Origin of the sequence: Acetobacter sp. (assembly GCF_052102375.1) — a bacterium.
Lineage (GTDB): Bacteria > Pseudomonadota > Alphaproteobacteria > Acetobacterales > Acetobacteraceae > Acetobacter.
Genome location: NZ_JBQDXI010000006.1, coordinates 87602 through 111325 on the forward strand (window position 1 = coordinate 87602; position 23724 = coordinate 111325).

Here is a 23724-nt window from a genome sequence, read left to right on the forward strand (position 1 = left end):
CTTACTGCTACCGGGAATGGCGAGGCACGCCCTCGCCATCAGGCCCAGCTTCTGCCCATCCCCCCTTGCGCTGAGAGTGAGCCATGCCTGTACTAAGCACCATGCCAACCAACAGCACAGCCAACCCCCTTGACCTGATGGAACAGGTTGTCGCCGGGCTGGACTGGAGTTTTGAACGCTGCACCGCAACGGAAATGGCTGTAGAGGCCCCGGGCAAGTGGTGCGACTACGGCTTGTTTTTCTCATGGTCATCAGAACTTGGGGCCATTCACTTTACCTGCGCCTTTGACTTAAAAGCGCCACCCGCCCAGCAGCGCGCCCTTTATGAGCTGATCGGCATGGCCAATGAACGGATCTGGGTTGGGCACTTCAGTCTGGATCAGGATGACGGGGTGCTATTATTCCGCCACGCTTTGCTGTTACGAGGCACAAGCTTGAGCGTTGAAGCCTTTGAAGACCTGATTGATATTGCCCTGACAGAATGTGAACGCCTCTACCCGGCTTTCCAGTTCTTTCTCTGGGGCGGGCAGAACCCCGCTGATGCACTGGCGGCTGCCATGTTAGACTGTGCAGGAGAAGCATAATGACATCACGTTCCCAACTCCCCTCTGTTCTTCTGGTTGGCTGTGGCAAAATGGGCAGCGCCATGTTCGAAGGCTGGCTGAAACATGGGCTAAAACCCTCCGTTGTGCTGGAACGGCACCAGAGCATCACGCTGCCGGATCCGCACAAGCAGGCCGAAACGGTTGCAGATATTGCTCCGGACTTCACACCAGATGTTATTATCCTCGCGGTCAAACCACAGATGGCTGATGATATTCTGCCTGAACTGGCACAACGCTTCCCCTCTGCAACGCTCCTGTCCGTCATGGCTGGCCGCACGATTGACAGCCTTGCACGCCATTATCAGCAAACCTCATCCGAGGTTACACCCACAATCATCCGCGCCATGCCAAACACACCGTGCGCTATTGGTGCCGGTGTAACCGGGCTTTACGCCCCACCTCACGCTACGGATACGCAGAAGAACGAATGTGACCGTCTGCTCCGCTCTGTTGGGGAAACAGTCTGGGTCGAGTCCGAAGACCTGATCAACGCTGTCACTGCCGTTTCAGGCAGTGGCCCTGCCTACGCATTTCTGTTAGCTGAACTGATGGAAAAAGCAGGAATTGCAGAAGGTCTGACACCAGAAACCGCCCGTAAACTGGCGCGGCGGACCGTGTACGGAGCAGGTGCCTTGCTAAACGATTCCGACCTTGATTCCGCAGAGCTACGGACCCGAGTCACCAGCCCCGGTGGCACAACAGCCGCAGCCCTCAACGTGCTGATGGCGCCCGATGCGTGGCCCACTGCAGTACCCAAAGCCATTGCCGCTGCTGTAAAGCGCGCTGAAGAACTCTCCACCTAATCGCTCTGATTATCTGTCCGCCTAGCAGGCAGCAGTCTTATTTTTTACTCCCGTTACACAGGCCTTTCGCATGGACTCCGACGACTTCGATACAACTCTCCTTTCCGCCGCAATGACACAGGCGGAAGAACGCGGATGGGCCTCTGTTTCTCTCCTAGATGCCGCCCGTGCGGCTGGCCTGTCGTTTGCGGAAACCCGCACACGGTTTCCTTTCCGTGGCTCCCTGCTGCTAAGGCTGGGTCGTATTGCTGATGACTCAGCTCTGGCAGATGACACAACAAGCGGCAGTGCACGCGAGCGCCTCTTTGACCTGTTAATGCGTCGGCTGGACGTGTTCCAACTGTACCGTAACGGTATTAAATCCGTGCTCCACGCCCTGCCGTTTGACCCCCCGATGGCCCTGCTCTTGGGGGGGGCTACTTTTGAGAGCATGCGCTGGATGGCCGATGCTGCTGGCATTAGCGTCACCGGTTTAGGTGGTGTGCTGCGCGTCAATATGGTGGTTGGTATCTGGACGCATACCCTGCGGGCTTGGGAAAAAGACGATAGTGCAGATATGGGCAGCACCATGGCAGCCCTTGATCAGGCGTTGGACAAAGCTGCGCGGTTCAACCTATTTCCGGCTGATACGGGCCAGAGCAATGGTGATCTGCCAGATCTGGAATTTCCCGAAGCCGAGTTTACGTTCGCTTCATCTACAGAAAATCATGCTTTTGATGAAAAACACGACGTATAGTCTCTTTACGAAACACTCCAGTTGGTCTTAATAAGGGCCAACCACATTTCTGGTGGGGCGTAGCCAAGCGGTAAGGCAGCGGATTTTGATTCCGCCATGCGGAGGTTCGAATCCTCCCGCCCCAGCCATTTTCCTTCTAAAAATTACATCTGTTTTTCGTAACGCTGCACATACAGGCAGTTCGTCATGTGTCTTCACACATCCGTTTACAGCCGCCGTCTGTTCGGACCACAGTATTCTGCTATGACAGAACCATGACGCACGATATGGCAGCGGAAACGCCCCTCCTCTCCCTACCCGGCCTGAAAGCTGTTTTGACGGCCCGCACACTTTCTGCCTTTTCTTCGCAGGTTCAGGCTGTTGCTGTGGGGTGGCAAATCTATGCCCTAACACATAGTGCTGCTGCGTTAGGGTTCGTGGGGCTTGCTCAGTTTCTGCCCATGGTCGCCTTTATTTTTCCAGCAGGCCACGCGGCAGACCAACACGACCGGCGGCGTATCGTCATAACCTGCCAAACCATTGAAGCCGTTTCGGCTGCGTTCATGGCGGTTGCCTCTTTTACGCATCATCTTAGCCCGTTCATGATTTATGCACTGGTTGCTTTATTTGGTGTGTGCCGTTCATTCGAAATGCCAGCCCAGCAGACATTCCTGCCGTCCATGGTTGCTCCTGCCGTTTTCCCGCGCGCAGCCGCTCTCTCCTCTTCACTCTTTCAAGTTGCCTCCATTGCCGGTCCGTCATTAGGGGGACTGCTCTATGGTTTGGGAGCTGATATCTGTTACGCACTTTGTGCCGTAGGTTTTGGCATTGCTGCCTGCGCTACAGCTTCAATGCGGCTTCGCTTTCCCGCCCGCGCAAAACAACCTGCCAGTCTGGCAGCGGTTTTCGGGGGCATCGCTTTTCTCAAGCGGCGGCCAACTCTTTTGGGTGCACTCTCGCTGGATCTGTTTGCAGTATTGCTCGGTGGCGCGACTGCCATGCTCCCCCTTTACGCCACTGATATCCTGCATGCTGGCCCATGGGGGCTTGGACTGCTACGGGCGGCTCCGGCAATAGGAGCCCTTCTGGTTGCAGCCGTGCTGGCACGATATCCGCTCGGGCGTCATGCGGGAAAATGGATGTTTCTCTCCGTAGCCATTTTTGGTGTCGCAACAATTCTGTTTGGTTTTTCAAAGTCCATCCCCCTCTCCGTGCTGGCTTTAGCGGTCTTAGGTGGGGCGGACGTCATTAGTGTTATGGTCCGCAGTTCACTGGTCCAGCTTGGCACACCGGACGATATGCGGGGCCGTGTTTCAGCCGTGAACATGCTGTTTATCGGCTCGTCCAACCAGCTAGGCGAATTTGAAAGCGGTATGCTAGCGAGTGCTATAGGTGCTGTGCCTGCCGTAGTGTTGGGGGGAGTAGGCACATTACTAATTACTGGCGTATGGATGGCGCTTTTTCCCGGTTTGCGTAAACTCGACCGGCTGGAAGACATCAAACCCGATTAATTGCCCCCAAAACACACTTTTTATTTCTGTCCAAAAATAAAAACCGCTCCAGAAGGTATCCCTTCGGAGCGGTTTTTTTAGTAAGAGCCTGAGACAATCAGGCTCCAGCCAAACGCGCTGAAACGCTCAAACGGCTTTCTTCAGGTTCGGGCTTGCTTTAAACCGAACAGTTTTACCAGCCTTCACTTTAACAGGCTCACCGGTGCGGGGGTTCAAAGCTTTGCGGGCTTTGGTTTTACGCACTGTAAAAGTACCGAAAGACGGAAGCGTAAAGCCCCCTTCACGTTTCAGTTCTTCAACAATTGCATCCAGCAAATCATTTGCGGCCTGATTGGCGGCAACACCCGTGCATTCAATCGAATCCTGAATCACGGCGGCAATAAAGGCCTTGCTCATTGAGAACCTAGCTCCCTTCGGATAGTACTATGTCAGTAACAATTATTCGGTTACGATAACCAACGTCTCTGGCCGCTTAGTAGTCATATTTTCACGAAAAAACCAACTTAAAAATGCTTACGTTTACAAATTCTGCCGCACCAGTCAGCAAAAAGTCAGGGGAGGATCCTATTACCCCCGTCATGCCTGCAGGGTCAGTGTGTTTGTTTGCAACATATGCACCTTCAGGCAATCTACCTGATTATACACGGTTTTACATAAAAAACTTACAGTCCTGCGGATTTATTCTGCAGGTTATACTCTCAGGGTGCTCTGTTATTACAGAAGATACTCTTAATTTTTGTGCCCACTACGGCATCCATATCTCGTGCAGACAAAATGGTGGGTTGGACTTCGGCGCATGGAGCTTTCTTGCTGCACAGGGTGTTACAAAAGGGGCACCGTATATTCTTCTGGCTAACGACAGCGTATTTGGGCCATTTGCTCCCTTACCGCCACTCTTACAACGTCTACAAGCCAACAGCCGCCCGACATGGGGGCTTGTAGGGTCACGAGCTGTTACACCACATATTCAATCCTGGTTTATCGGCTTTTCTCAGGACGTGTGGGAAAGTGCCGCAGTGCAACGCGTAATGGCTCTTCCCTTTGCGGATATGTCACGTCAGGAAATTATATGGCATGGAGAACTCGGGCTCTCTGTTGCTCTGGCAGCTAACGCCATTCCACTTCATACCCTGTGGAGCGATATGACATCCCCTCTTGCGCGTTTGTTCCCCGCCAATCCCACACATGCCTATTGGCGCTCAGGACTGCGCTCCGGAAACGTTCCTTTTTTAAAACAGGAACTTTTGAGGGATAACCCTTACCATATTCCTAAATTAGCCGAGTGGCGCACCCTGATCCCGCAACACTCAAGTTTTGACCCGGCATGGATTGAAGAGTATCTGGCGCACACACCTCCACGCTACAAAACACTCCCATCAAACAGGAAAGGCCGTATGGTCTATTACGCCCTTTCACAGCTTGACCGCTATTTACCACTCTCTTGGGGTATCAAAAAATAATTAGTCCGCCTGAGCGTATTCGCCCACGATCGTACGTAAAATTTCCTCCAATTCACGCCCCTGCATATCAAAAGTTGCCAATCTGTCTTTGTGCGGGTTTTCATAAGTCAAAAGTGCAGCTTCTTTTGACAGAAGATCCTCTACGGCTTTTTGCAAATGAATGGGGTTGGACCCAATAGGGATTATGGTTCCGTTTTCACCTTCAACCACGTCTTCTACCTGTCCACCGGGCTCTGTCACGACAACCCAGATATCACGCGCCAAAGCTTCCCTTACCGTCAAACCATAGCTTTCTTTGCATTGTGAGGGAAACAGCAGGACATCAATACCATTATAAAAATTATCCATAGTTGACTGCGTGTATGCGGGAACTGTTTTAATCACCCCTTTCACTTTCCATGCTTCAGGAAAAACAGACCGAATACCCAAACTCAGTTTGTTATCAACAAGCATTAACTCCCATCTACCAGTCTTTAAGTGTTCAAAAACTTTACGAATAAGTGGGTATCCTTTAACGGTCTCCGCACCCCCAACATAGCCAAAGCGTAATGGCTGCCCCGGTTTACGGGGCACTCTTGGTTTTGCGGGCCAAACAAAACCATTCCTGTTTACGACGAATTTTTCTTCTGGAATACCGTTCGCGATAAACAGATTTTTATGAGACTGGCTGGGCACCAACAAAAGTGCTGCATTCCGCAACGCTACTCTCATCATGGTGGCACGTTCATGCAGATGTCTGGCACTTGGTTCGCACATCTGGCAGATACGTAAATCAATTTTATTCTGGAAACAGAAATTTCCTTCTCCAGTCACCATGAATTGGCGATCACATAACCACCACGCATCATGCAACGTAATAACATAGGGAATTCCAGCTTCCAGGCAGGCCCGAGTTAACCCCAAACCCAAACCTTGAGTGGCATGCAAATGCACGATGTCAGGTCGCACAGTATGTAGCCATTGCCTGAAGGATTCTGTTGCCAAGGGATTATCAATCCCCGCCACTCTGTCCCCATCAGGCGGAACCCTTACGCCCATAACATTACAGTCATATACTCTATAACGTATCGCTGCGTTCGCCCGCCATTCCATATCCGGTCGTGACGTAAAAACACTTACGGTGATATCAGGTTTTTGAGTGAGATATTTGACCATCTCTTCAGCAACAAATGTGGCACCGCCGAAAGACCTTGGTGCGAAATAAACATTTACCGAAACAACAGAAAGGTCAGGTTTCTTTTTATGTTCTGGCTTCCCAAATACTGGCAAAATCTGCTGCTGAGTAATGTTCTCAGGGCTATAGCGATCCAACGCATCTTGGTAGGCTGCCCGGCCCATTGCTTTTCTTTTCGCATTATCAGATGCAAGGCTAAGAATTGCATTTTTCCAGTCTTGTGGCGTTCTTGCTATCATCGCATTTTCGCCATCGCGGACCACCTGCATAAAAGCATCAGCCGGTGAGCATATAACAGGTACGGAAAGAACTGCCGCTTCCAGAAATTTTATGTTACTTTTACAATCATTAAATATGGTTTTTTCTAAAGGGGATATTGTTATATCTGCTTGAGCAAGGAGGCGCATATACAATGCATAATCACGTCCTTCCAGTGTTTTGATACGGCTTTTTACCTTATTACATACCTCTGGTACTGTTAGATCACCAATAATATGCAAAGTTAACCGTTCATCTTCCAGCATAGCAGCCACAATACCGTCTGCTGCAACAAGGAAGTCTGCATCATGAGTTTTTGTTCCTGACCCATAAACAATACGAATTTCTTCTGCACCATGATCAAGAGTAGAATGTTCTTGAAAAATTTGATTGGAAATAGAAAGTGTTTGTTCGTCTATTGCATTTTCAATAACCGAAACTTCGTTTACCCCCGCATTCCTCATTTCCTGTGCAAGAATACGAGTGGACGCAATAGCCTTATCGCACGATAATAAACAGTTCCTAAAAAGCTTTACGCCTGAAAAGACCATTTCACGCTCAGAAGAACTGAGGGAATCCAGATTGGCATTATTCTTATAATGATCTTCAGAAAAAATAAGATCATCAACTTCCCAACATGTTGGTAGATTAAGCCGCTTTGCTTCATTTAACAGCTTCTCAACGGATTCAAACGCAGGGACGCGGTAAAATATAACATTGGTGCATGTTTGCAGCGCTGTGAGGGCAACGAATGTTTCTCGCCAGTCTACAACACGCACATGCCAACCGAGACTCTCAAGCTGTTCTTGCTTCTGCCAAACGCGATATTTAGCGCACTGCCTTAAGCTTAGTTCAGCAATAATCAAATAACTAGGAGAAAAATCAGATACAGAATGAGCAGAAACTGGCCTTAAATACTGATCTTCAATCGTTTCTATTTTTTCAGATATATCTAGTTTACTGGTAAATTTTTCTACTGGCGACGCTTCATGTCTGCTCCGTGACGCTTTCGGTTTGCGCGGCAAACGTGCCTGTATTCGACTCCAGAGCGCTTTAAATCCCTCTTCATGATAAACTGTCCAGATCTTCCCCAAAACATAAGTAATCTTATCGCCTGTCGGAAGCTGCCCTTTTGACAGATGCCTGATAACTCTTAAAGGAGCCGTAATGCGCCAGGACAGAGTATTGCGCTGGTTCTCAACAAGGTGCCTCAGATGCTGTGTTTCATTAAGAAAACCACCCATCCTCATATCCTGAACTGTCATGCTGGCCTGATAACTTTCCAGCAATGATTCAAGATGGGCTTGCTTGGAAGACGAGGAAGGCTTTTCTGAGGGGGTCATAGCCAGCATCTAACTTTGTTCGTTTTGAAGTAAACTAAAAAGAAAACCGGGCCTTACGGACCCGGTTTCTTTTAACAACATCAATTCTAAAACGCGTTTAGAATTAGAAACCAGAGAACTGGTTAACGTTCAAGCTGTCTACACCAACAAATGTAATTTTGCTGTTGTCGGACAGAGTGATGGTCGTGTTGCCGTTCTGGTGTGTAGCTGCATCAAGGACTTTCTGGAAGTTGTCCTTAGTGTAGCCCTGACCATTATTAAGGTAAGCTGCATCGTAATGAACCAGCAACACGGAGTTACCAGCAGCGCTACCAAAGTCAGTGATCATGTAATCTGCACCAGCAACGCCATTACGGAACCCGAAGACGTTTGCAGCCCCAGAGCCGCCGGTCAGAGTTGCGTTGCCCGTACCTGCAACCAGCGTATCTGCTGCTGAAGCGCCAGAGCCACCGATAAAGGTCTGTGCCGTGGTGCCGGAATCCGCGCCATATGCATGGATACCATAGATGGAAGATGCACCGTCAAGTGTCTGGTTACCCGTTGTTGCAATGAACAGCGAATTTGCGCTCGTCGCATTAACGTGTGCGTCTAGACCTTCTGCACCGTAGATCGTGCTCTGACCAGCAGTGATCGTTGTTTCGCCTGTACCATTTTTAAAGGTCAGGTTACCAATGATATTGACGTCTGCGTTTTTAGCATTGGCAACCATGAAGTCGCCCTGTGCCGCAGAAATCGTGCTCAGCTCACCGCCGGTTACTGTACCTGTGGTGCCAGCAAGCGTTACGAGGTCCTGAGAACCGCCTACAACCGTGCTGCTACCGCCAACAGTAATCTGCTGGTTGCTTGCCGTATCAACAACAAGAGAGTTGTCACCAACATTTACCGTAGAACTTGCACCGCTAAGCGTAATGTTCTGCGTACCGGTAGACGCCGTGATGGTGTCCTGACCGTTTGAATGGACCTGGTTAAAACCTTTACCCAAGGTAATGGTGTTGTCACCAAGGCCAGACGTAATGGTATTGTTGCCATTACCACTATTAATGACGTTGTTACCGTCACCAACAGAGATCTTCCAATCGCCCGCGTTGTTCAGGTTGCTGCCCTGGAAGAAGTTATCCCCAGAACCACCCAAGAACGTACCGCTCTGGCTACCAGCGCGGAAGTTCACGCCAGCATTTGTGCCCGCCAGAACTGTCAGGTTATTGGCTGTGCCTTTAGTTGCATCAAGGTTAACCCAACCAGCAAGAGCCGTACCAGCCTGACTTGTTGCGTCCGAACCAACCGCGAGCCACTGAACATTACCGCCTACGCTATATGCGCCAGAAGCAGTAATAGCCCCGTAACCAGCTTGGTTGCCACTGAAGGTTGAAGAGCCCGCAGCAAGATTACGTACGTCTAAAGAAGACAGTTCACTTCCGAGTTGTGACGCAAGACCCTGAGCCTGCTTCACCAGTGCTGACTTATCGGCACCATCTACCGTAACCTGAACCGAATTCCCTGACGCACCGACAACGGTGAGTAGCGCCATATTTCCGTCCTTTTTTCAACAACTGCCTGAAACACAGAAGAAACCCTCTATGTGAAAGGCATATTAGTGTCAGGATCAGTTTTAGGACGAAGTTATGCACTATTGCAAGCATGAATTAGGTTTTGACTGCCCTATAGTGGCTTTTTAGTGCCGGTTTAATAAAATTATACCGCGCGTTTCTTCTCTTAAACTCGTGTATTACAGAAAAAAAACAAGAAACATTTATTAATATTTTTATGTTTAGCGATAGATTTTCTGAGTGAACGCGGTCGGCTTTGCCACATCGTTACTAAGGCTTTCATTATTTACTTTCAGCTTTATCGATATTACCCTTAAAATAATTTCATGATGGGCATACCAAAACTATCTTCTTGCTAATCTTCACACTCAAATAGAAACGAGACCTATTTTTACCCATGAACACACTGCCACACTTCGGTACGACACAAAATGTTTCACACGCAGAAACAAGCAACCTCCTTCCCTTGTTCCTGCATGTGACCCTTGTCGACGAGGACACCCGCGGATGTGCGTTCATGCCATTGACCAATTGGATTCTGTCCACTTTTGTTCCGGACCACCTCATCCTTATCAACGCAAGCCAGACTGTCATCCAGACACTCACCAGCGTTATCAAAGCACAGTCAGCGCCTATTCTGCTTCACGAATACGACTCGATTCCTGTTACCAAGATCTACGACAATTGCGTATATTATTGCGGCAACCCAACTAATACGAGCGTAGAAGCAACCACAAAATGGCTTCAAGAGCAGCCTGAGGGGTGTATCGTATTATTTGAAGGTTTTGAGTCTCACACCTTAGATTTACCCCCCTCTTTTACCAGAACATTTCTAGATTACGGGGCGGGCTTTACTATCCTCTCAACGCCCAAAACATCCCATCGGTTGTCACCGCTTGTTCAGACTTCTCAGAACGCCCCCAACAGAAAGCGTTTCCTGTTTCTGGAGAAGTGTAAATTTTTTGCTGATCATTGGGCGACAAAGGCTCTTTTAATATCGTTGCAAAAAGTCAAAGAGAAAAATGGCGCTATAAATGTTCAAGCCCGGTTGTTAATGATTGAGGCTTTAGAAAAAGAAAAAATAATTACTGAACAGTCTTTTGAAATTGATTCTCTCTCAAAACAGAACCAAGAGTTATTGTCATTTTTAGAAAAAATGAAAGAAAGAGAAGACGACTGGCTCACCTTTTCCCATAAAGTTCTTCAGACTCAAGACAATCTTACCTCTCTCAAAATTTTCTTTGAACAACCAAGAAATATTCTGAAAGATATTGCCCGTATTATCTTGAATAAAAATCTTGGTGTTTTTATTCCTACACTCCCCACACCGCCATCTTTTCCCTCACAAATACCTCAGTCTTTCTCTCAAAATAATATTGATATTGTCTGTGACAATAACGAAAAAATAGAAAAATCCTTCTCGGAGAATGTATCAGGACGAGTTCTGTTTGTTATTGGTGATACAGACGCTGAATATCTTACACAGCGCTGTGCTCATAATGCGGAAGCAGCACGGCTTGCCGGCTATGCTGTACAGTTAAAGCCGTGCCCCGAAATAGGGCCAGATGACATTGACTGGGCGACTCTTCTTGTTTTTTACCGTGTTGAATTCAGTGATCATGTCAGCATTATGATGCAGATTGCGCGTGAGCGTTCAATGCCTGTTATTTTTGATATGGATAATCTTCTGTGTATGCCGGAACTGGCACGATCAGAAAGTGTAGTAAATCAGTTTTCGTCCTCACTCAGTGAAGAACAACTAGAAACCTACTTTTATACATTATGGCGTACTCTGGTGCGGTCCAATATCTGCACTACCACGACCGAGACTCTTACCCAAACTCTTAGGGTAAATCGTCCTATATCTTATACACTTCCAAATATTTTTGATTCTATAACTTGGCAGTACGGACGAAATAATTTTCGTAAAAAGCGTATCTTTGAAGATAACTCGTCACTTACCCTTGCTGTTTGCTATGATATTTCCAAAAATATCATGTTTTTCAAATATATATCAAAAACAGTTTGCAGCATCCTAAAAAAACATTCTCACGTTAAATTAAAGCTTTTCACTGAGGATATTACCGATAAAAAACTTTATATAGAAAAGAATTTTTCTGAACTCAGGCCTCACATGGGTCAAATTATATGGAAAAAACTAGAAACAAATAATAACAGAATGATAAATTGGGAAGATGTCGATATTGCACTTTTGCCTTATCCTACTGACAATCTCTATTTTACCTCTCAATCAGAGATATTTTTCCTTGAGACTGCGCTCTGCAATATTCCTTTAATTAGCTCTCCTCTCCCGGCATATCGGGATTGTATTGAGGATGGTGTTTCTGGTTTCTTAGCTAACAGTATAGAGCAATGGCATGCAGCTCTTATAAACCTTATTGAAAATAAAGAACTTCGGGACAGGATGGGCTTGAATGCCTATCATGGTTGCCTCTGGTATTGTAGCATACAAAGACAATCAAAAATCCTGAAAAATATATTTGATAGCACTAAAAGTGAGGAATTATCCTGTCAGGAATTTGAACTTCAGATCGCACGTCACTCCTACCGTGCAAGGTCCCTGCCCCATATTGCCAAATGTAAAATACTTTTTGAAAAAGATACTCTTAATATCTCAGATATTTCGGTTGTTATCACCTCATATAATTATGAGCGTTATTTACTAGATGCATTGGAATCTGTACGCCTCCAGACTCTGGAGGCGCTTGATCTGATCGTTGTTGATGATGGATCAACCGATTTTTCCGTAACACTTGTGCAGGAATGGATGCAGCGTCACGTACATAGATTCAATAGAGTTGTGCTGCTTCAAACAACGCATAATTCGGGTCTCGGTGCGGCACGTAACTGCGGGGTTGCCTACACAGAAACCCCTTATTTCCTCCCGCTGGACGCAGATAATAAACTGTTACCAAACGCTTGCGCCTCACTTTTAGCTGCTGCAACACCCATGACAGCATATGCTTACCCCATGCAGCAGCAATTTGGAGATGCTGCGACAGACCATATTTTAGGGCAATCACCTTACACACCCTCACGCCTGCAAGCCGGCAACTATATTGATGCAATGGCCCTTATTGCCAAATGGGCGTGGGCAGCTTGCGGCGGTTATTATGTAAAAAAGGACGCTATGGGATGGGAGGATTATGATCTCTGGTGCTCCATGGCCGAGCTAGGGCTACAAGGCACACATGTGGCAGAAATTCTGGCTGAATACCGGGTTCACGGCCATTCCATGACCTCGTCCGTAACAGAAAAATATGATCACAAACAAAATGTAATAGCACTTCTTGAGCACCGTCATCCATGGATCAAACTCGTGCAAAAAGACGTAAGAACCACACGCTGATCGCTACCGCTTGCAATAGCTAAAAAAATAAGCCTCCACACGCACGTTCTCAATCTGCCTGGATCTGCTGCCACATGCCGTATCAAAAGGACTTCACTTCAGGAAAGTTTGCCAAAACACTGCTTTGTCTCGTGCACTGACAGGTTGTCCTTTAAGCAGACAATAAATATCGCCTTCATGCATCTGGTCTTGAGGGAGTTCCAGTTAAGTAAAACATAACCGTGAGTAATCTTTTATGTCTCGGCCTCAAATAGAACAGAATACCCGGCTTTCTCTGCGCATATAGTATTCCCCCATAAGGAGAGCTATTGCGTTTCTACAGAGCGCATTTCTATGATCCGCGGCATTCTTGTGAAAAAACACTGCGAAAAACATATTATCAGTAGTCGCACGGCTAAGACCTATCGCTGCCAAACACTATCGGCGTGTCAGTAGCAAAACATTAAACGTGTATTTATTATTTCTCATAAGGAAAACATGCGATGCGGCTAAACAAATTATTTTCTATTTGTTTAAGCTCCAGACTTTCTTAGGAAAATCTGGAGCGGGCGATGGGATTCGAACCCACGACCCCAACCTTGGCAAGGTTGTGCTCTACCCCTGAGCTACGCCCGCATCGGATGGCCTCCTTCTACGGGGGTTTGAGAAACTGCGCAAGAGGGAAAATCAATTTTTTTTACTTTTTTATATCAAGGCCTTCTGGTGCCTTGTGAAACCGCTATTTCTTCGGGATGACAAGCGCTTGGCGGCCTGCGCCATCTCTGCAATCATCATTGACTGCTGCTTAAACGGGAGGGCAACGCCGTGTCTGGGTCCAACTTTCATGCGCTATATCATCAGGGCTTTGCTCGGGTTGCTGCCTGCACGCTGCCTGTAGCCCTGGCTGACCCAGCCACCAACACGCAGCGTATACTGGACGCCGCCACAGCGTGCTCAGAAGAAGGCTGTGCCATCTGTGTTTTTCCGGAGCTGAGCCTTTCTGGTTACGCTATTGACGACCTCCGCCAGCAGGAAGTTCTTCTAAACGCCACAAACAAAGCCCTGACAGAGCTTGCCGCAGCAACCCGCACTCTGTTGCCTATTCTCGTCATCGGGGCCGCACTACGCCACGGTTCTGCGCTGTATAACTGCGCGGTGGTATTGCATCATGGTAAAATTCTGGGGGTTGTTCCCAAAAGTTTTCTGCCAAACTACCGGGAATTTTATGAGGCCCGGCACTTTACCGCCGGCGCCACCCTCCGCAACGAAACCATCGTTATTGGGGAAACCCGGGCTCCTTTTGGAACAGACCTGCTCTTTGAAGCCTCAGACGTGCCGAACTTCTGTCTGGCCGTAGAAATTTGTGAAGATTTATGGGTTCCCGCTTCTCCCGGCATGTTTGCCGCACTGGCAGGTGCAACCATCCTTGCCAACCCCTCTGCCAGTGACATCACAGTTGGCAAAGCAGAAACCCGCACACTGCTGTGCCGCGCCCAATCTGCACGCTGCCTGTCTGCTTATATTTACGCTGCGGCTGGAGAAGGAGAGTCAACAACCGATCTTGCTTGGGATGGCCAAATCTCCATTTTTGAAAATGGCGAACTCCTAGCGGAAAGTGACCGCTTCCCGACAGGCGGTCGTACAGTCATGGCTGATATTGACCTGACATTACTGGCGCAGGAGCGCCTGCGTATGGGGTCATTTACTGCCAATGCACAGGCTGTTGCCGGGGGAGTGCCTAACTGGCGGCGCATTGCCAGCACACTGGCCCCACCGCTGACCAACCTTGGCCTGAAGCGGGACCTTGCCCGTTTTCCGTTCGTACCCAGCAACTCAGCCCGCCTGGCGCAGGACTGTTTTGAAGCCTTTACCATTCAGGTGACTGCCCTCAAGCAACGTCTAAAGGCCAGCCGCGCCAAAACGATGGTGATTGGCGTTTCCGGCGGGTTGGATTCCACGCACGCGTTACTTGTTGCCGCCCGTACAGCAGACGAAATGGGGTGGCCGCGGTCAGCCATACTTGGCTACACCATGCCCGGCTTCGGCACGACAGACAAAACACTCGCCAGTGCTCAAGCGCTCATGGCGGCACTCGGCACAGGGAACGAACTGCTTGATATTCGCCCTTCCGCAACACTCATGCTGCGTGAAATCGGGCATCCTTTTGCCAAAGGAGAGCCTGTGCATGACATTACGTTTGAAAACGTGCAGGCAGGGCTGCGGACGGACTACCTGTTCCGTCTGGCCAACATGCATAACGGTCTGGTCATTGGTACGGGAGACCTCTCAGAGCTGTCGCTGGGTTGGTGCACGTACGGCGTAGGTGACCAGATGGCGCATTACAATGTGAATGCTGGCCTACCAAAAACACTTATCCAGCATCTTATTCGCTGGACCATCGCCTCGGGTCATTTTTCAGAGACGGTATCCCCCCTGCTCTCCACCATTTTGGCAACGGAAATTTCACCGGAACTGGTCCCCGCAACAGAAGGTAAATCTCAGAGCACTGAAAGCTTGATCGGCCCCTACGCGCTGCATGATTTTACGCTATTTTATGTGCTCCGCTACGGCTTTACGCCGTCCCGCATTGCGTTCATGGCGCTTCATGCATGGCAGGATGCCCAAACCGGCCAGTGGCCACCCAACTTTCCGGAGGCTGAACACAAAGCCTACGACCTCCCAACCATCAAGCACTGGCTGGGTGTGTTTCTCCATCGTTTTTTCACCACAAGTCAGTTCAAACGTTCTGCCATGCCCAACGGGCCGAAAATCATGGCAGGCGGCAGCCTGTCCCCACGTGGAGACTGGCGCGCTCCCTCAGACGGTAACGCCCGGCTTTGGCTGGAGGATCTGGAGCAGGCCGTACCCTGATACTAACAGCTCTCGCACGGCAAAACGTACGAGATGCCGCAAGCACAATGGCATCCCCCACGCTCTTGCGTTATAAAGCTGCACCATGACCACACCGCGCCAAGCCACCCTCCATCGCGTTACCAGCGAGACAGATATTGCCATAACTCTTGATCTGGACGGATCAGGACAGGCTGACATTCAGACAGGCATAGGGTTTTTTGACCATATGCTGACGGCCCTTGCCAAGCACGGGCTGCTTGACCTTTCAGTCAAGGTGCAGGGTGACTTGCATATTGATGGCCACCACACAGTTGAAGATACCGGCATTGCCCTTGGGCAGGCACTTCGTCAGGCTGTGGGAGACAAACGTGGTGTACGCCGCTTTGGCCACGCTCTGGTCCCGCTGGATGAAGCTTTGTGTGAGGCGGTGGTGGACCTTTCCGGCAGGCCCTTCCTGACGTTCAACGCCACATTTGACCGCGACCGGATTGGTGAACTGGATACCGAACTGGTGGAAGAATTTTTCCGGGCATTTGCCATGTCTGGCATGATAACACTGCACCTGAACCAGAAAGACGGAAAAAACTGCCACCATATTGCTGAAGCCGCCTTCAAGGCTCTGGCACGAGCCCTCCGAATGGCAGTAGAGCAGGACCCCCGTGCACAGGGTGCCATTCCCTCCACCAAGGGAGTGTTGTAAACACACCCTCGCGCCTGCTGGCGGCGTTTTTCCTGTTGCTAACCTGTCTGGCAAATACTGGCTGCCTGAGGGTCTCCCCTATTTTCCCCTCAGGACCAAGAAGTACGAGGTCCCATGACCCAGTCTCTCTCCATTGCTGTCCTTGATTATGAAGGAGGCAATCTGGCCTCCGCAGCGCGCGCTGCTGCACGTGCGGCTGAACTTTCTGGGGTTTCTGCCTCTGTCTGCATTACCAATGCGCCAGAAACAGTTCTGAAAGCAGACCGTATTATCCTGCCCGGTCAAGGGGCTTTTGCAGACTGCGCACAGGGGCTTGCCGCTCAACCGGGGCTGAGAGAGGCGCTTCTTACCGCCACCCGAAACGGCACGCCATTTCTGGGTATTTGTGTAGGCATGCAGCTTATGGCTGAGCGCGGGCTGGAACATGGTGAAACCCCCGGTTTGGGCTGGATCAAGGGAGAGATTGCCCTCATGGCAGCTCCCGGCCTGCGCTTACCCCAAATGGGGTGGAACGAACTCAACCTGACACGGGCCCACCCACTGACAGACGGGCTGGGTACTGCACCGCACGGGTATTTTGTTCACTCCTACGCACTACAACACGGCCAGCCCGAAACTCTGCTGGCCACCACAGACTATGGCGGCGCTGTACCCGCCATAGTCTGCAATGGAAATGTAGCCGGTACACAGTTTCATGTAGAAAAAAGCCAGACCGTTGGCCTGCGTATCATGGCAAACTTTCTCGCCTGGCAGCCGCAGGAACGATGGGTAGACTGATGTCCAGAAAAAAACCGGTTCATCGTGTTCTTGAGCTTGAGGAAGATGACCTTCAGGCACTGTGCGAGGCCGTTGATGCCGCTATTCTAGACGGCGGCGGCTTTGGCTGGATTCAACCACAAGGCCGTCAGGTTCTGGAACGATACTTCAAGGGGTTACTACTGGTTCCTGAACGGATGCTGTTTGCTGTCCGTCTGGAGGGAGTCATTGTCGGATGTGCCCAACTGGTCCGGGCACCGCGCAATAACGAAGCCCAAGCCATGTGCGTCAGCCTCATGCACCTGTTTGTAGCCCCCTATGCCCGCAAGCATGGGCTGGGGTCACAACTGCTGCACGAAGTAGAAAATGCAGCCCGCAGCATGGGTTATCGTGTCCTGAATGTGGATATTCCTGACACGCAGGCAGGCGCAATTGCACTGTTCCGCAAAGCAGGCTTCCAACAATGGGGCACTCATCCGCATTATGCCCGCATTGGTGACCAAACCGTATCCGGCCTGTTTTTTACCAAGCTGCTTGACGGCACACGTCTTCCCTCCCCCACTCCTGTTGTGGATGAAACCCGTATGACCCAGACCAATCAGTCCTCCACACCGTCACAATCACGGGCCCTGACGCTTTACCCCGCGATTGACCTGAAGGATGGTGCCTGCGTGCGCCTGCGGCGTGGAGAGATGGAAGATGCAACTGTATATTCCGATGATCCGGCCGCCCAAGCCCGTGCCTGGTGTGATGCCGGGTTCAAGTGGCTTCATGCCGTTGACCTGAACGGTGCTTTTGAGGGCCAGTCAGCCAATGCACCGGCTGTACGGGCCATTCTGGAAGCAACAACCGTTCCCATGCAGCTTGGGGGTGGTCTGCGCGATATGAGCGCCATTGCGGGTTGGCTGGAAGCCGGTGTTACGCGTGTTATTCTTGGGTCTGTCGCTGTAAAAAACCCGGCGCTGGTGCGGGAAGCCTGCCGCCTGTTCCCCGGTCGCATTGTTGCGGGCATTGATGCCCGCTCTGGCCGCGTTGCCACAGAAGGATGGGCAGAAGTCTCTGACATGCAGGCTACGGAACTGGCACTCCGCATGCAGGAAGCTGGCGTGGCCGCCATCATCTTTACGGAAATAAGCCGGGACGGCATGCTTGAAGGGCTGGACCTTGAGCAGACTGTTGCCTTGGCCAATACGGTGACCATTCCCGTTATTGCCAGCGGCGGCGTAGGCACAGTTGAGCATCTGGCTGCTCTACGCAAAGCTGCAAACCACGCTCCCGGTATTGAAGGTGTTATTGTGGGCCGGGCGTTGTATGATGGCCGCGTGTCTCCGACAGAAGCCCTCAAGGTGCTTGGTTAATGCTCAAACTTCGCGTTATTCCCTGTCTGGACGTCAAGAACGGACGTGTGGTCAAAGGCGTCAACTTTGTCTCTCTGCGCGATGCTGGTGACCCCGTGGAGCAAGCTGCCCTCTATGATGCAGCAGGCGCTGACGAACTGACATTTCTGGACATTACTGCCAGCCATGAAAACCGAGACACCATTCTGGACGTTGTGGGCCGCACCGCCGAGCGCATTTTTCTGCCACTGACGGTGGGTGGGGGTGTCCGTACACCTGATGATATGCGCCGCCTGCTACTGGCCGGAGCAGACAAATGCGCCATGAACTCGGCAGCCGTCTCCCGCCCCGACCTGATTAACGAAGCAGCCCGGAAATTTGGCAGCCAATGCGTGGTTGTTGCTGTAGATGCCCGGCAGTCCGCCCCCGGTAAATGGGAAGTCTACACCCATGGTGGCCGCACTCCTACAGGGCGCGATGCCATTGACTGGTGCCGCGAAGTGGCTGAGCGTGGTGCCGGAGAAATTCTGCTTACCTCCATGGACCGGGATGGTACACGTTCCGGGTTTGACCTTAACCTTCTCAAGGCGGCCACGCAGGCCGTTCGGCTCCCTATCGTGGCGTCTGGTGGTGTGGGAGAACTGCACCATTTTGTAGAAGGTACGCAGGCAGGCGCCACAGGCCTGCTGGCCGCCAGTGTTTTCCATTTTGGCCAATTCAAAATTTCGCAGGTTAAATCAGCTTTGGCTGAGGCTGGCTTGCCTGTTCGCCCCTCTCCTACCCCTTTTCAGGTATCTCCACGCCCATGACCAAGAAAGTCACCACAAAACCCATGGAAAAAGCAGCACCCAAACAATCCGGAAAAAATGGAGCCAAAGGGCAGAACAAAAAAACAGCTGCTCCTAAAAAAACTGCTCCAGAAAAAGAAATAACACCAGTTGAAACATCTCTGGACAAGACTGCAACCAGTGCTGTGCTAAACCGTTTGTTTGATGTTGTAAAAAGCCGCAAGGGTACAGATCCCAGCATCAGTCACTCCGCACGCCTGCTTTCCCGCGGCACCTATAAAATTGCTCAGAAGTTTGGTGAAGAAGCTGTCGAATGCTTGATTGAAGCTGTTGCCGGACGCAAAGACCTTCTTGTTGGCGAAAGTGCTGACGTGCTCTACCATCTTATTGTTTTATGGGTCGATGCCGGCATACAGCCGTCTGACGTCTGGGCAGAGCTGGAACGACGTGAAGGAACAAGTGGCATTGCTGAAAAAGCCTCTCGTCCTAAACAGACTTTGACAAAAAAGGATAAGTAATGGCTGTTCATGGAACTGGTCCGTACGACCCAGACAACATTTTTGCCAAAATCCTGCGCGGTGACATTCCGTGCAAAAAAGTCTTTGAGAACGAATGGGTTCTGGCTTTTCACGACATTGCACCCAAGGCACCTGTGCATGTCCTGATCATTCCCAAAAAAGCCTATGTGTCTTTCATAGACTTTAGCAAAAATGCTTCCGCTGAAGAAATTGCAGGTGTCATGCAGTCCGCCGGACGCATTGCCGCAGACTTGCACCTGGAAGACGCTGGCTACCGCCTTATTACAAATGCTGGCCAGAATGCCGGACAAGAAGTCCCGCATTTTCACCTGCACCTGATGGGTGGTAAGACTCTTCCTGCGTTCCCAGCCTGATCTTATCGGAGTTTTTCCCCATGACACCTATGGATATGCTGTTAAGCCGTGCTTCTGTTGATACTCTCATAGAGCCCGCCCCTTCCGCAGACCAATTATCTGAGGTGCTTGCTGCGGCTATGCGCGCACCGGATCATGGAAAACTCCGCCCATGGCGCTATATTGTTATTGAAGGCGATGCCCGCCCTCTGGCGGCAGAACATGTTGTTGCCAGCATGTTACGGCTGGATGCGAATGCACCCGAATTCAAACTGAACAAACGCCGCCAGCGTTTTTCCACCATGCCACTGGTCATTGCACTGGGCATGCATTTGCGTCCTGACCATAAAATTCCACTTTGGGAACAGGAAATGGCCGTGGCTGCTGCAACCATGAATGTTCTCAATGCCCTGCATGCAAAAGGCTTTGGTGGCATCTGGGTATCTGGCGACATTACGGAAGATCCTGTCCTTGCGGCAGAACTGGGCTTGCCTGCGCCGCATAAACTGGCCGGGTTCCTGTTTGTTGGCACTCCAGCAGAGCGGTGTGAGCCACCACGCCGCCCTGAACCAGAGCAATTTACGGCATACTGGACGGGTAAACCGGTCTCTTTCTCAGCAGATAAAGAATAAGCACATGAGCACCGTATCCCATACTGACGTTGCCATTATTGGCGGAGGCCCGGTTGGGCTCGCCACAGCACTTTCCCTTGCAAAAACAGGCCTCACTGTCACGGTTCTGGAACGCGCACCGGAAGCTGTATGGGAAGAACCATCTTTTGATGGACGGGAAATTGCTCTGACACACCACTCCGTCAATATTCTAAAAAATCTCGGTGCATGGCAGCATATTCCGGAAACAGCTATATGCCCCCTGCGTGAAGCGCGAGTTGAAACTGGTAAGTTTCCGCATCCTCTAAGGTTTGATACCAATGGCCGTGGCGTAGAGGCGCTAGGCTGGCTTGTTTCAAACAACCAGATCCGCCGTGCCCTCTATGCCGCGGCGGCAGCCCATCAGAACATCACTTTACTCTCTGGAGTCTCTGTCGAGACGGTTCGCCAGAACCCTGACCATGCGGTTATTCATCACAATAAGGCGCAACTGGCAGCACAGCTTGTTATTGGAGCAGATGGCCGCTTTTCTCCTACTCGCCAACGGGCTGGCATTGGGGCCATTATACATGACTTCAAACGCACCATGATGGTGTGCCGCATGGCCCATGAATCCCCACATCATAACGTTGCAACACAGTGGTTTGATGAAGGACAGACAATTGCCCTGCTGCCAGTTAACGGCATGGCGTCCTCTCTCGTGCTAACCTTGCCGCCTGAAGATATTCAACGGCAGCTTTCCCTGCCGCAGGATGACTTCAATAAAGACATCATGAATCGGGTAGGCAATCGTCTGGGCACCATGCGTTTGGTCAGCACACGTCATGCTTACCCTTTGAAAGGTGTTTACGCTCATCGCTTTACAAGTCGTCGTCTGGCTTTGGTGGGAGATGCAGCCGTGGGAATGCACCCCATTACAGCGCATGGGTTTAATCTGGGCCTGAAGGGGCAGGAAACACTTGCCGAAGAAGTCGCGAGGAGTGTGTCCAAATGTGGTGATGCAGGCCTTGCGTCTGGTCTGCGCCGCTTTGAGCAGAGGCATCGTCTCGCCACCGCCCCCTTATTTGCCGGAACGAATGGTATCGCCTCTCTCTATACCCATGACGGTGCGCCCTTCCGTCATTTAAGAGAAACCGGCATCAGGCTGGCAGATGCCTTCACGCCATTTAAATCCGTCGTGACATCCTTACTGATGGACCGGCATTCTGCATCTCATTAACCCTCTTAACTGAGCAATCAGACGGACCACTCCTGATTATTCTGGTCGTTACAGCCGCTTTTCTTCCTGACAAAGCCACTCAGCTATAACCGCCAGAATATAAGCCTGCTGTTGGTCAGACAGCGCCCTTCCCTTGCCAAAACCGTGCCATTTCTCCAAGCAGGAACGGCAGCAGGTGCCGGTTGCGTGTTGCGCAACAAAAACAGGGTGCCCTTTCCAAGGTGTTTGCCGCCCATCTTTAACAGGGTGAGCAGGTGCCAGACGACGCGCAATAAAATCAGCGCCATGATCTAAAATAGTAGAAAACCCTTTATTGGCTAAATACGCACGATCTGCCTGCCCAAGGTGAAATTTCTTCCTAAAATCAGACCGTGCCAGACGAGCCCACAAATCAGGCTCAACGCGGGGCAATTGAGTTGCATCATTCGTCAGAAAGAAATCACCCTGTAGTGCAGATTCCTCACTTACTGCTTTCCTAATGTCTGACACCTTTTCCTCTTTTTTCGTGCAGACTACGACCAAGGGCTAACATAAGCGATACTCCCTTACGGCAGTAGGCAGGACCACAATCCCCGGTACAATACCAGAGAATAGCTTACTTTGCCCGCTCTCACACATCTCGTATTCAGTAAGAAATGAGACGCTCCGCTATCCTTTCTTGAAAAAATCTATAAATACTTTAGCAACCCAGTCTATTTAGGAAAATTTGCCCATGCGTTGTCTCGTAACTGGTGGTGCTGGATTTGTCGGCAGCCATGTCGCACTTAGCCTTCTTGATGCAGGTCATGACGTTGTCATTTTGGATGATCTCAGCACAGGGCATCAGGCCGCTATTCCTGCAGGTGCCCAGTTTAAAAAAGTAGATCTGGCTGATCCGCACGCAACTGATGCTGTGGTCGCACAAGGCCCGTGGGACGCTGTACTCCATTTTGCAGCACTGTCTTTAGTCGGTGCGTCTATGGTTGAGCCTTATCATTATCTTCGCCGTAACACGGTAACCTCTTTGAATTTGATTGAAGCCTGCGCCCGTCACAAGGTTAAACGGTTTGTCTTTTCCTCAACTGCTGCTTTGTTCGGCGGAGAAGATCGTACGCCACCCATTGCAGATGATGCACCTATTGATCCCGGCTCCCCCTACGGAGAAAGCAAATTTTTCATTGAGCGCGCCCTACTTTGGGCTGATCGCATCCATGGTATGCATTCTGCGTGTCTCCGTTACTTTAACGCTGCTGGAGCCGACCCCAAGGGCCGTCTTGGGGAAGACCATAGACCCGAAACACACCTGATCCCGTTAACGATTGATGCCATGCTAGGCCGTAGGCCTGCTTTAAAACTTTTTGGCAATGATTACCCTACGCAAGACGGTACGTGTGTACGCGACTATATTCATGTCACTGATCTTGCTGATGCACATATCCGCGCTATTGGCCAACTGAACGACCGTTCCGTGACCTATAATCTGGGCAACGGAAAAGGCTTCAGTAATCTCGAGGTTATCAAAAGCGTAGAGCGTGTTTCTGGAAAGCCGGTACCATGGGCATGGGCGCCACGACGTGATGGAGACCCTGCGGTTCTGGTAGCAGACTCCTCACGCATTCGAGCAGAAACGGGATGGAACCCAAAATTTTCTGATTTGGATGCTATTGTTGAAACAGCTTTCCTGTGGCGATCAAAAAATCCCGATGGTTACGGAACTGGTCTGTAAGAGAGATTTTCAACAACGGACTTAGTTTCTGATTGCTGGAAACGGTGTTCAATCACCATGTAATAGCAACGCAGTGAGACGATTATAGTGATCTTCTCACTGCAAAAGTCCTCGCAAAG

Annotated in this window: 20 protein-coding genes and 2 tRNA genes; 17 read left to right on the top strand and 5 right to left on the bottom strand. The window is 50.4% G+C overall.

All coding sequences use genetic code 11. From position 1 onward, the window contains the following. The first annotated feature begins 83 nt into the window (after positions 1 to 83). The 5 genes from ACTIDN_RS04145 (at position 84) to ACTIDN_RS04165 (ending at position 3634) form a co-directional block, all read left to right on the top strand. Positions 84 to 584, top strand: coding sequence for a YbjN domain-containing protein (locus ACTIDN_RS04145; protein ID WP_048838941.1), 501 nt, complete (start codon positions 84 to 86; stop codon positions 582 to 584). Then, the gene (gene proC, locus ACTIDN_RS04150; RefSeq protein WP_441376078.1) at positions 584 to 1408 is read left to right on the top strand and encodes a pyrroline-5-carboxylate reductase; all 825 of its coding nucleotides are present in this window, start codon (positions 584 to 586) and stop codon (positions 1406 to 1408) included. Before ACTIDN_RS04145 ends, proC begins: the two co-directional genes overlap by 1 nt. 70 nt (positions 1409 to 1478) lie before the next feature. Then, a complete protein-coding gene (locus tag ACTIDN_RS04155) occupies positions 1479 to 2144 on the top strand; it encodes a TetR family transcriptional regulator (protein WP_441376079.1) in 666 nt (221 codons plus the stop codon). A 53-nt stretch (positions 2145 to 2197) separates the two neighbouring features. After that, a tRNA-Gln gene (locus ACTIDN_RS04160) sits at positions 2198 to 2272 on the top strand. A gap of 126 nt (positions 2273 to 2398) precedes the next feature. Beyond that, positions 2399 to 3634, top strand: coding sequence for an MFS transporter (locus ACTIDN_RS04165; protein ID WP_441376080.1), 1236 nt, complete (start codon positions 2399 to 2401; stop codon positions 3632 to 3634). A 126-nt stretch (positions 3635 to 3760) separates the two neighbouring features. On the opposite strand, the gene ACTIDN_RS04170 is transcribed toward ACTIDN_RS04165, so the two are convergent. After that, positions 3761 to 4030 (bottom strand): HU family DNA-binding protein, encoded by a 270-nt coding sequence (locus ACTIDN_RS04170; protein ID WP_048838945.1) that lies wholly within the window; start codon positions 4028 to 4030, stop codon positions 3761 to 3763. A 182-nt stretch (positions 4031 to 4212) separates the two neighbouring features. Between ACTIDN_RS04170 and ACTIDN_RS04175 the strand changes: the two genes are divergently transcribed. Continuing rightward, a complete protein-coding gene (locus ACTIDN_RS04175; RefSeq protein ID WP_441376120.1) occupies positions 4213 to 5094 on the top strand; it encodes a rhamnan synthesis F family protein in 882 nt (293 codons plus the stop codon). Here the strand turns inward: ACTIDN_RS04175 and ACTIDN_RS04180 are convergent, their stop codons facing one another. Together ACTIDN_RS04180 and ACTIDN_RS04185 are read right to left on the bottom strand one after the other, a co-directional pair. After that, entirely contained in the window at positions 5095 to 7869 is a 2775-nt protein-coding gene (locus ACTIDN_RS04180) for a glycosyltransferase (protein ID WP_441376081.1), read from the bottom strand. A 103-nt stretch (positions 7870 to 7972) separates the two neighbouring features. Then, on the bottom strand, positions 7973 to 9397 hold the full coding sequence (locus ACTIDN_RS04185) for a beta strand repeat-containing protein (protein WP_441376082.1): 1425 nt from the start codon (positions 9395 to 9397) through the stop codon (positions 7973 to 7975). Between the two features lie 416 nt (positions 9398 to 9813). On the opposite strand from ACTIDN_RS04185, the gene ACTIDN_RS04190 reads away from it, so the two are divergent. Next, positions 9814 to 12786, top strand: a complete 2973-nt coding sequence (locus ACTIDN_RS04190; RefSeq protein ID WP_441376083.1) for a glycosyltransferase — start codon at positions 9814 to 9816, stop codon at positions 12784 to 12786. A 540-nt stretch (positions 12787 to 13326) separates the two neighbouring features. On the opposite strand, the gene ACTIDN_RS04195 is transcribed toward ACTIDN_RS04190, so the two are convergent. Continuing rightward, positions 13327 to 13401: transfer RNA gene (locus ACTIDN_RS04195), tRNA-Gly, on the bottom strand. Between the two features lie 189 nt (positions 13402 to 13590). On the opposite strand from ACTIDN_RS04195, the gene ACTIDN_RS04200 reads away from it, so the two are divergent. From ACTIDN_RS04200 to ubiM, 9 genes are all read left to right on the top strand, one after another. Continuing rightward, the gene (locus ACTIDN_RS04200) at positions 13591 to 15636 is read left to right on the top strand and encodes an NAD(+) synthase (RefSeq protein ID WP_441376084.1); all 2046 of its coding nucleotides are present in this window, start codon (positions 13591 to 13593) and stop codon (positions 15634 to 15636) included. Positions 15637 to 15721: 85 nt separating this feature from the next. After that, the gene (gene hisB, locus ACTIDN_RS04205; protein WP_441376085.1) at positions 15722 to 16318 is read left to right on the top strand and encodes an imidazoleglycerol-phosphate dehydratase HisB; all 597 of its coding nucleotides are present in this window, start codon (positions 15722 to 15724) and stop codon (positions 16316 to 16318) included. 114 nt (positions 16319 to 16432) lie between these two features. Continuing rightward, positions 16433 to 17095 carry an imidazole glycerol phosphate synthase subunit HisH gene (gene hisH, locus ACTIDN_RS04210; protein WP_441376086.1) on the top strand — a complete coding sequence of 221 codons (663 nt, stop codon included), beginning with the start codon at positions 16433 to 16435 and terminating at the stop codon, positions 17093 to 17095. Beyond that, on the top strand, positions 17095 to 18432 hold the full coding sequence (hisA, locus tag ACTIDN_RS04215) for a 1-(5-phosphoribosyl)-5-[(5-phosphoribosylamino)methylideneamino]imidazole-4-carboxamide isomerase (RefSeq protein ID WP_441376087.1): 1338 nt from the start codon (positions 17095 to 17097) through the stop codon (positions 18430 to 18432). The genes hisH and hisA overlap by 1 nt, the downstream gene beginning before the upstream one ends. Further along, positions 18432 to 19220, top strand: a complete 789-nt coding sequence (gene hisF / locus ACTIDN_RS04220) for an imidazole glycerol phosphate synthase subunit HisF (protein ID WP_441376088.1) — start codon at positions 18432 to 18434, stop codon at positions 19218 to 19220. Before hisA ends, hisF begins: the two co-directional genes overlap by 1 nt. Then, complete coding sequence (locus ACTIDN_RS04225; protein ID WP_441376089.1) at positions 19217 to 19717, top strand: phosphoribosyl-ATP diphosphatase; 501 nt, start codon at positions 19217 to 19219, stop codon at positions 19715 to 19717. Before hisF ends, ACTIDN_RS04225 begins: the two co-directional genes overlap by 4 nt. Further along, positions 19717 to 20091, top strand: a complete 375-nt coding sequence (locus ACTIDN_RS04230; protein ID WP_441376090.1) for a histidine triad nucleotide-binding protein — start codon at positions 19717 to 19719, stop codon at positions 20089 to 20091. Before ACTIDN_RS04225 ends, ACTIDN_RS04230 begins: the two co-directional genes overlap by 1 nt. A gap of 20 nt (positions 20092 to 20111) precedes the next feature. Next, entirely contained in the window at positions 20112 to 20702 is a 591-nt protein-coding gene (locus tag ACTIDN_RS04235) for a nitroreductase family protein (RefSeq protein ID WP_441376091.1), read from the top strand. Further along, positions 20617 to 21900 carry a 5-demethoxyubiquinol-8 5-hydroxylase UbiM gene (gene ubiM, locus ACTIDN_RS04240; protein ID WP_441376092.1) on the top strand — a complete coding sequence of 428 codons (1284 nt, stop codon included), beginning with the start codon at positions 20617 to 20619 and terminating at the stop codon, positions 21898 to 21900. The genes ACTIDN_RS04235 and ubiM overlap by 86 nt, the downstream gene beginning before the upstream one ends. Positions 21901 to 21948: 48 nt before the next feature. Here ubiM and ACTIDN_RS04245 read toward each other — a convergent pair whose 3' ends face one another. Continuing rightward, entirely contained in the window at positions 21949 to 22380 is a 432-nt protein-coding gene (locus tag ACTIDN_RS04245; protein WP_441376121.1) for a DUF4186 domain-containing protein, read from the bottom strand. Positions 22381 to 22612: 232 nt separating this feature from the next. Between ACTIDN_RS04245 and galE the strand changes: the two genes are divergently transcribed. Next, on the top strand, positions 22613 to 23605 hold the full coding sequence (galE, locus tag ACTIDN_RS04250; protein WP_441376093.1) for a UDP-glucose 4-epimerase GalE: 993 nt from the start codon (positions 22613 to 22615) through the stop codon (positions 23603 to 23605). Positions 23606 to 23724: the final 119 nt, after the last annotated feature.

Coding starts and splice junctions, on each gene's coding strand:
- galE (WP_441376093.1), top strand. CDS start 22,613: ATGCGTTGTCTCGTAACTGGTGGTGCTGGATTTGTCGGCAGCCATGTC.
- ACTIDN_RS04170 (WP_048838945.1), bottom strand. CDS start 4,030: ATGAGCAAGGCCTTTATTGCCGCCGTGATTCAGGATTCGATTGAATGC.
- ACTIDN_RS04190 (WP_441376083.1), top strand. CDS start 9,814: ATGAACACACTGCCACACTTCGGTACGACACAAAATGTTTCACACGCA.
- ACTIDN_RS04225 (WP_441376089.1), top strand. CDS start 19,217: ATGACCAAGAAAGTCACCACAAAACCCATGGAAAAAGCAGCACCCAAA.
- ACTIDN_RS04165 (WP_441376080.1), top strand. CDS start 2,399: ATGACGCACGATATGGCAGCGGAAACGCCCCTCCTCTCCCTACCCGGC.
- ACTIDN_RS04235 (WP_441376091.1), top strand. CDS start 20,112: ATGACACCTATGGATATGCTGTTAAGCCGTGCTTCTGTTGATACTCTC.
- ACTIDN_RS04185 (WP_441376082.1), bottom strand. CDS start 9,397: ATGGCGCTACTCACCGTTGTCGGTGCGTCAGGGAATTCGGTTCAGGTT.
- ACTIDN_RS04155 (WP_441376079.1), top strand. CDS start 1,479: ATGGACTCCGACGACTTCGATACAACTCTCCTTTCCGCCGCAATGACA.
- hisB (WP_441376085.1), top strand. CDS start 15,722: ATGACCACACCGCGCCAAGCCACCCTCCATCGCGTTACCAGCGAGACA.
- hisA (WP_441376087.1), top strand. CDS start 17,095: ATGTCCAGAAAAAAACCGGTTCATCGTGTTCTTGAGCTTGAGGAAGAT.
- proC (WP_441376078.1), top strand. CDS start 584: ATGACATCACGTTCCCAACTCCCCTCTGTTCTTCTGGTTGGCTGTGGC.
- hisF (WP_441376088.1), top strand. CDS start 18,432: ATGCTCAAACTTCGCGTTATTCCCTGTCTGGACGTCAAGAACGGACGT.
- ACTIDN_RS04175 (WP_441376120.1), top strand. CDS start 4,213: ATGCCTGCAGGGTCAGTGTGTTTGTTTGCAACATATGCACCTTCAGGC.
- hisH (WP_441376086.1), top strand. CDS start 16,433: ATGACCCAGTCTCTCTCCATTGCTGTCCTTGATTATGAAGGAGGCAAT.
- ACTIDN_RS04230 (WP_441376090.1), top strand. CDS start 19,717: ATGGCTGTTCATGGAACTGGTCCGTACGACCCAGACAACATTTTTGCC.
- ACTIDN_RS04145 (WP_048838941.1), top strand. CDS start 84: ATGCCTGTACTAAGCACCATGCCAACCAACAGCACAGCCAACCCCCTT.
- ACTIDN_RS04180 (WP_441376081.1), bottom strand. CDS start 7,869: ATGACCCCCTCAGAAAAGCCTTCCTCGTCTTCCAAGCAAGCCCATCTT.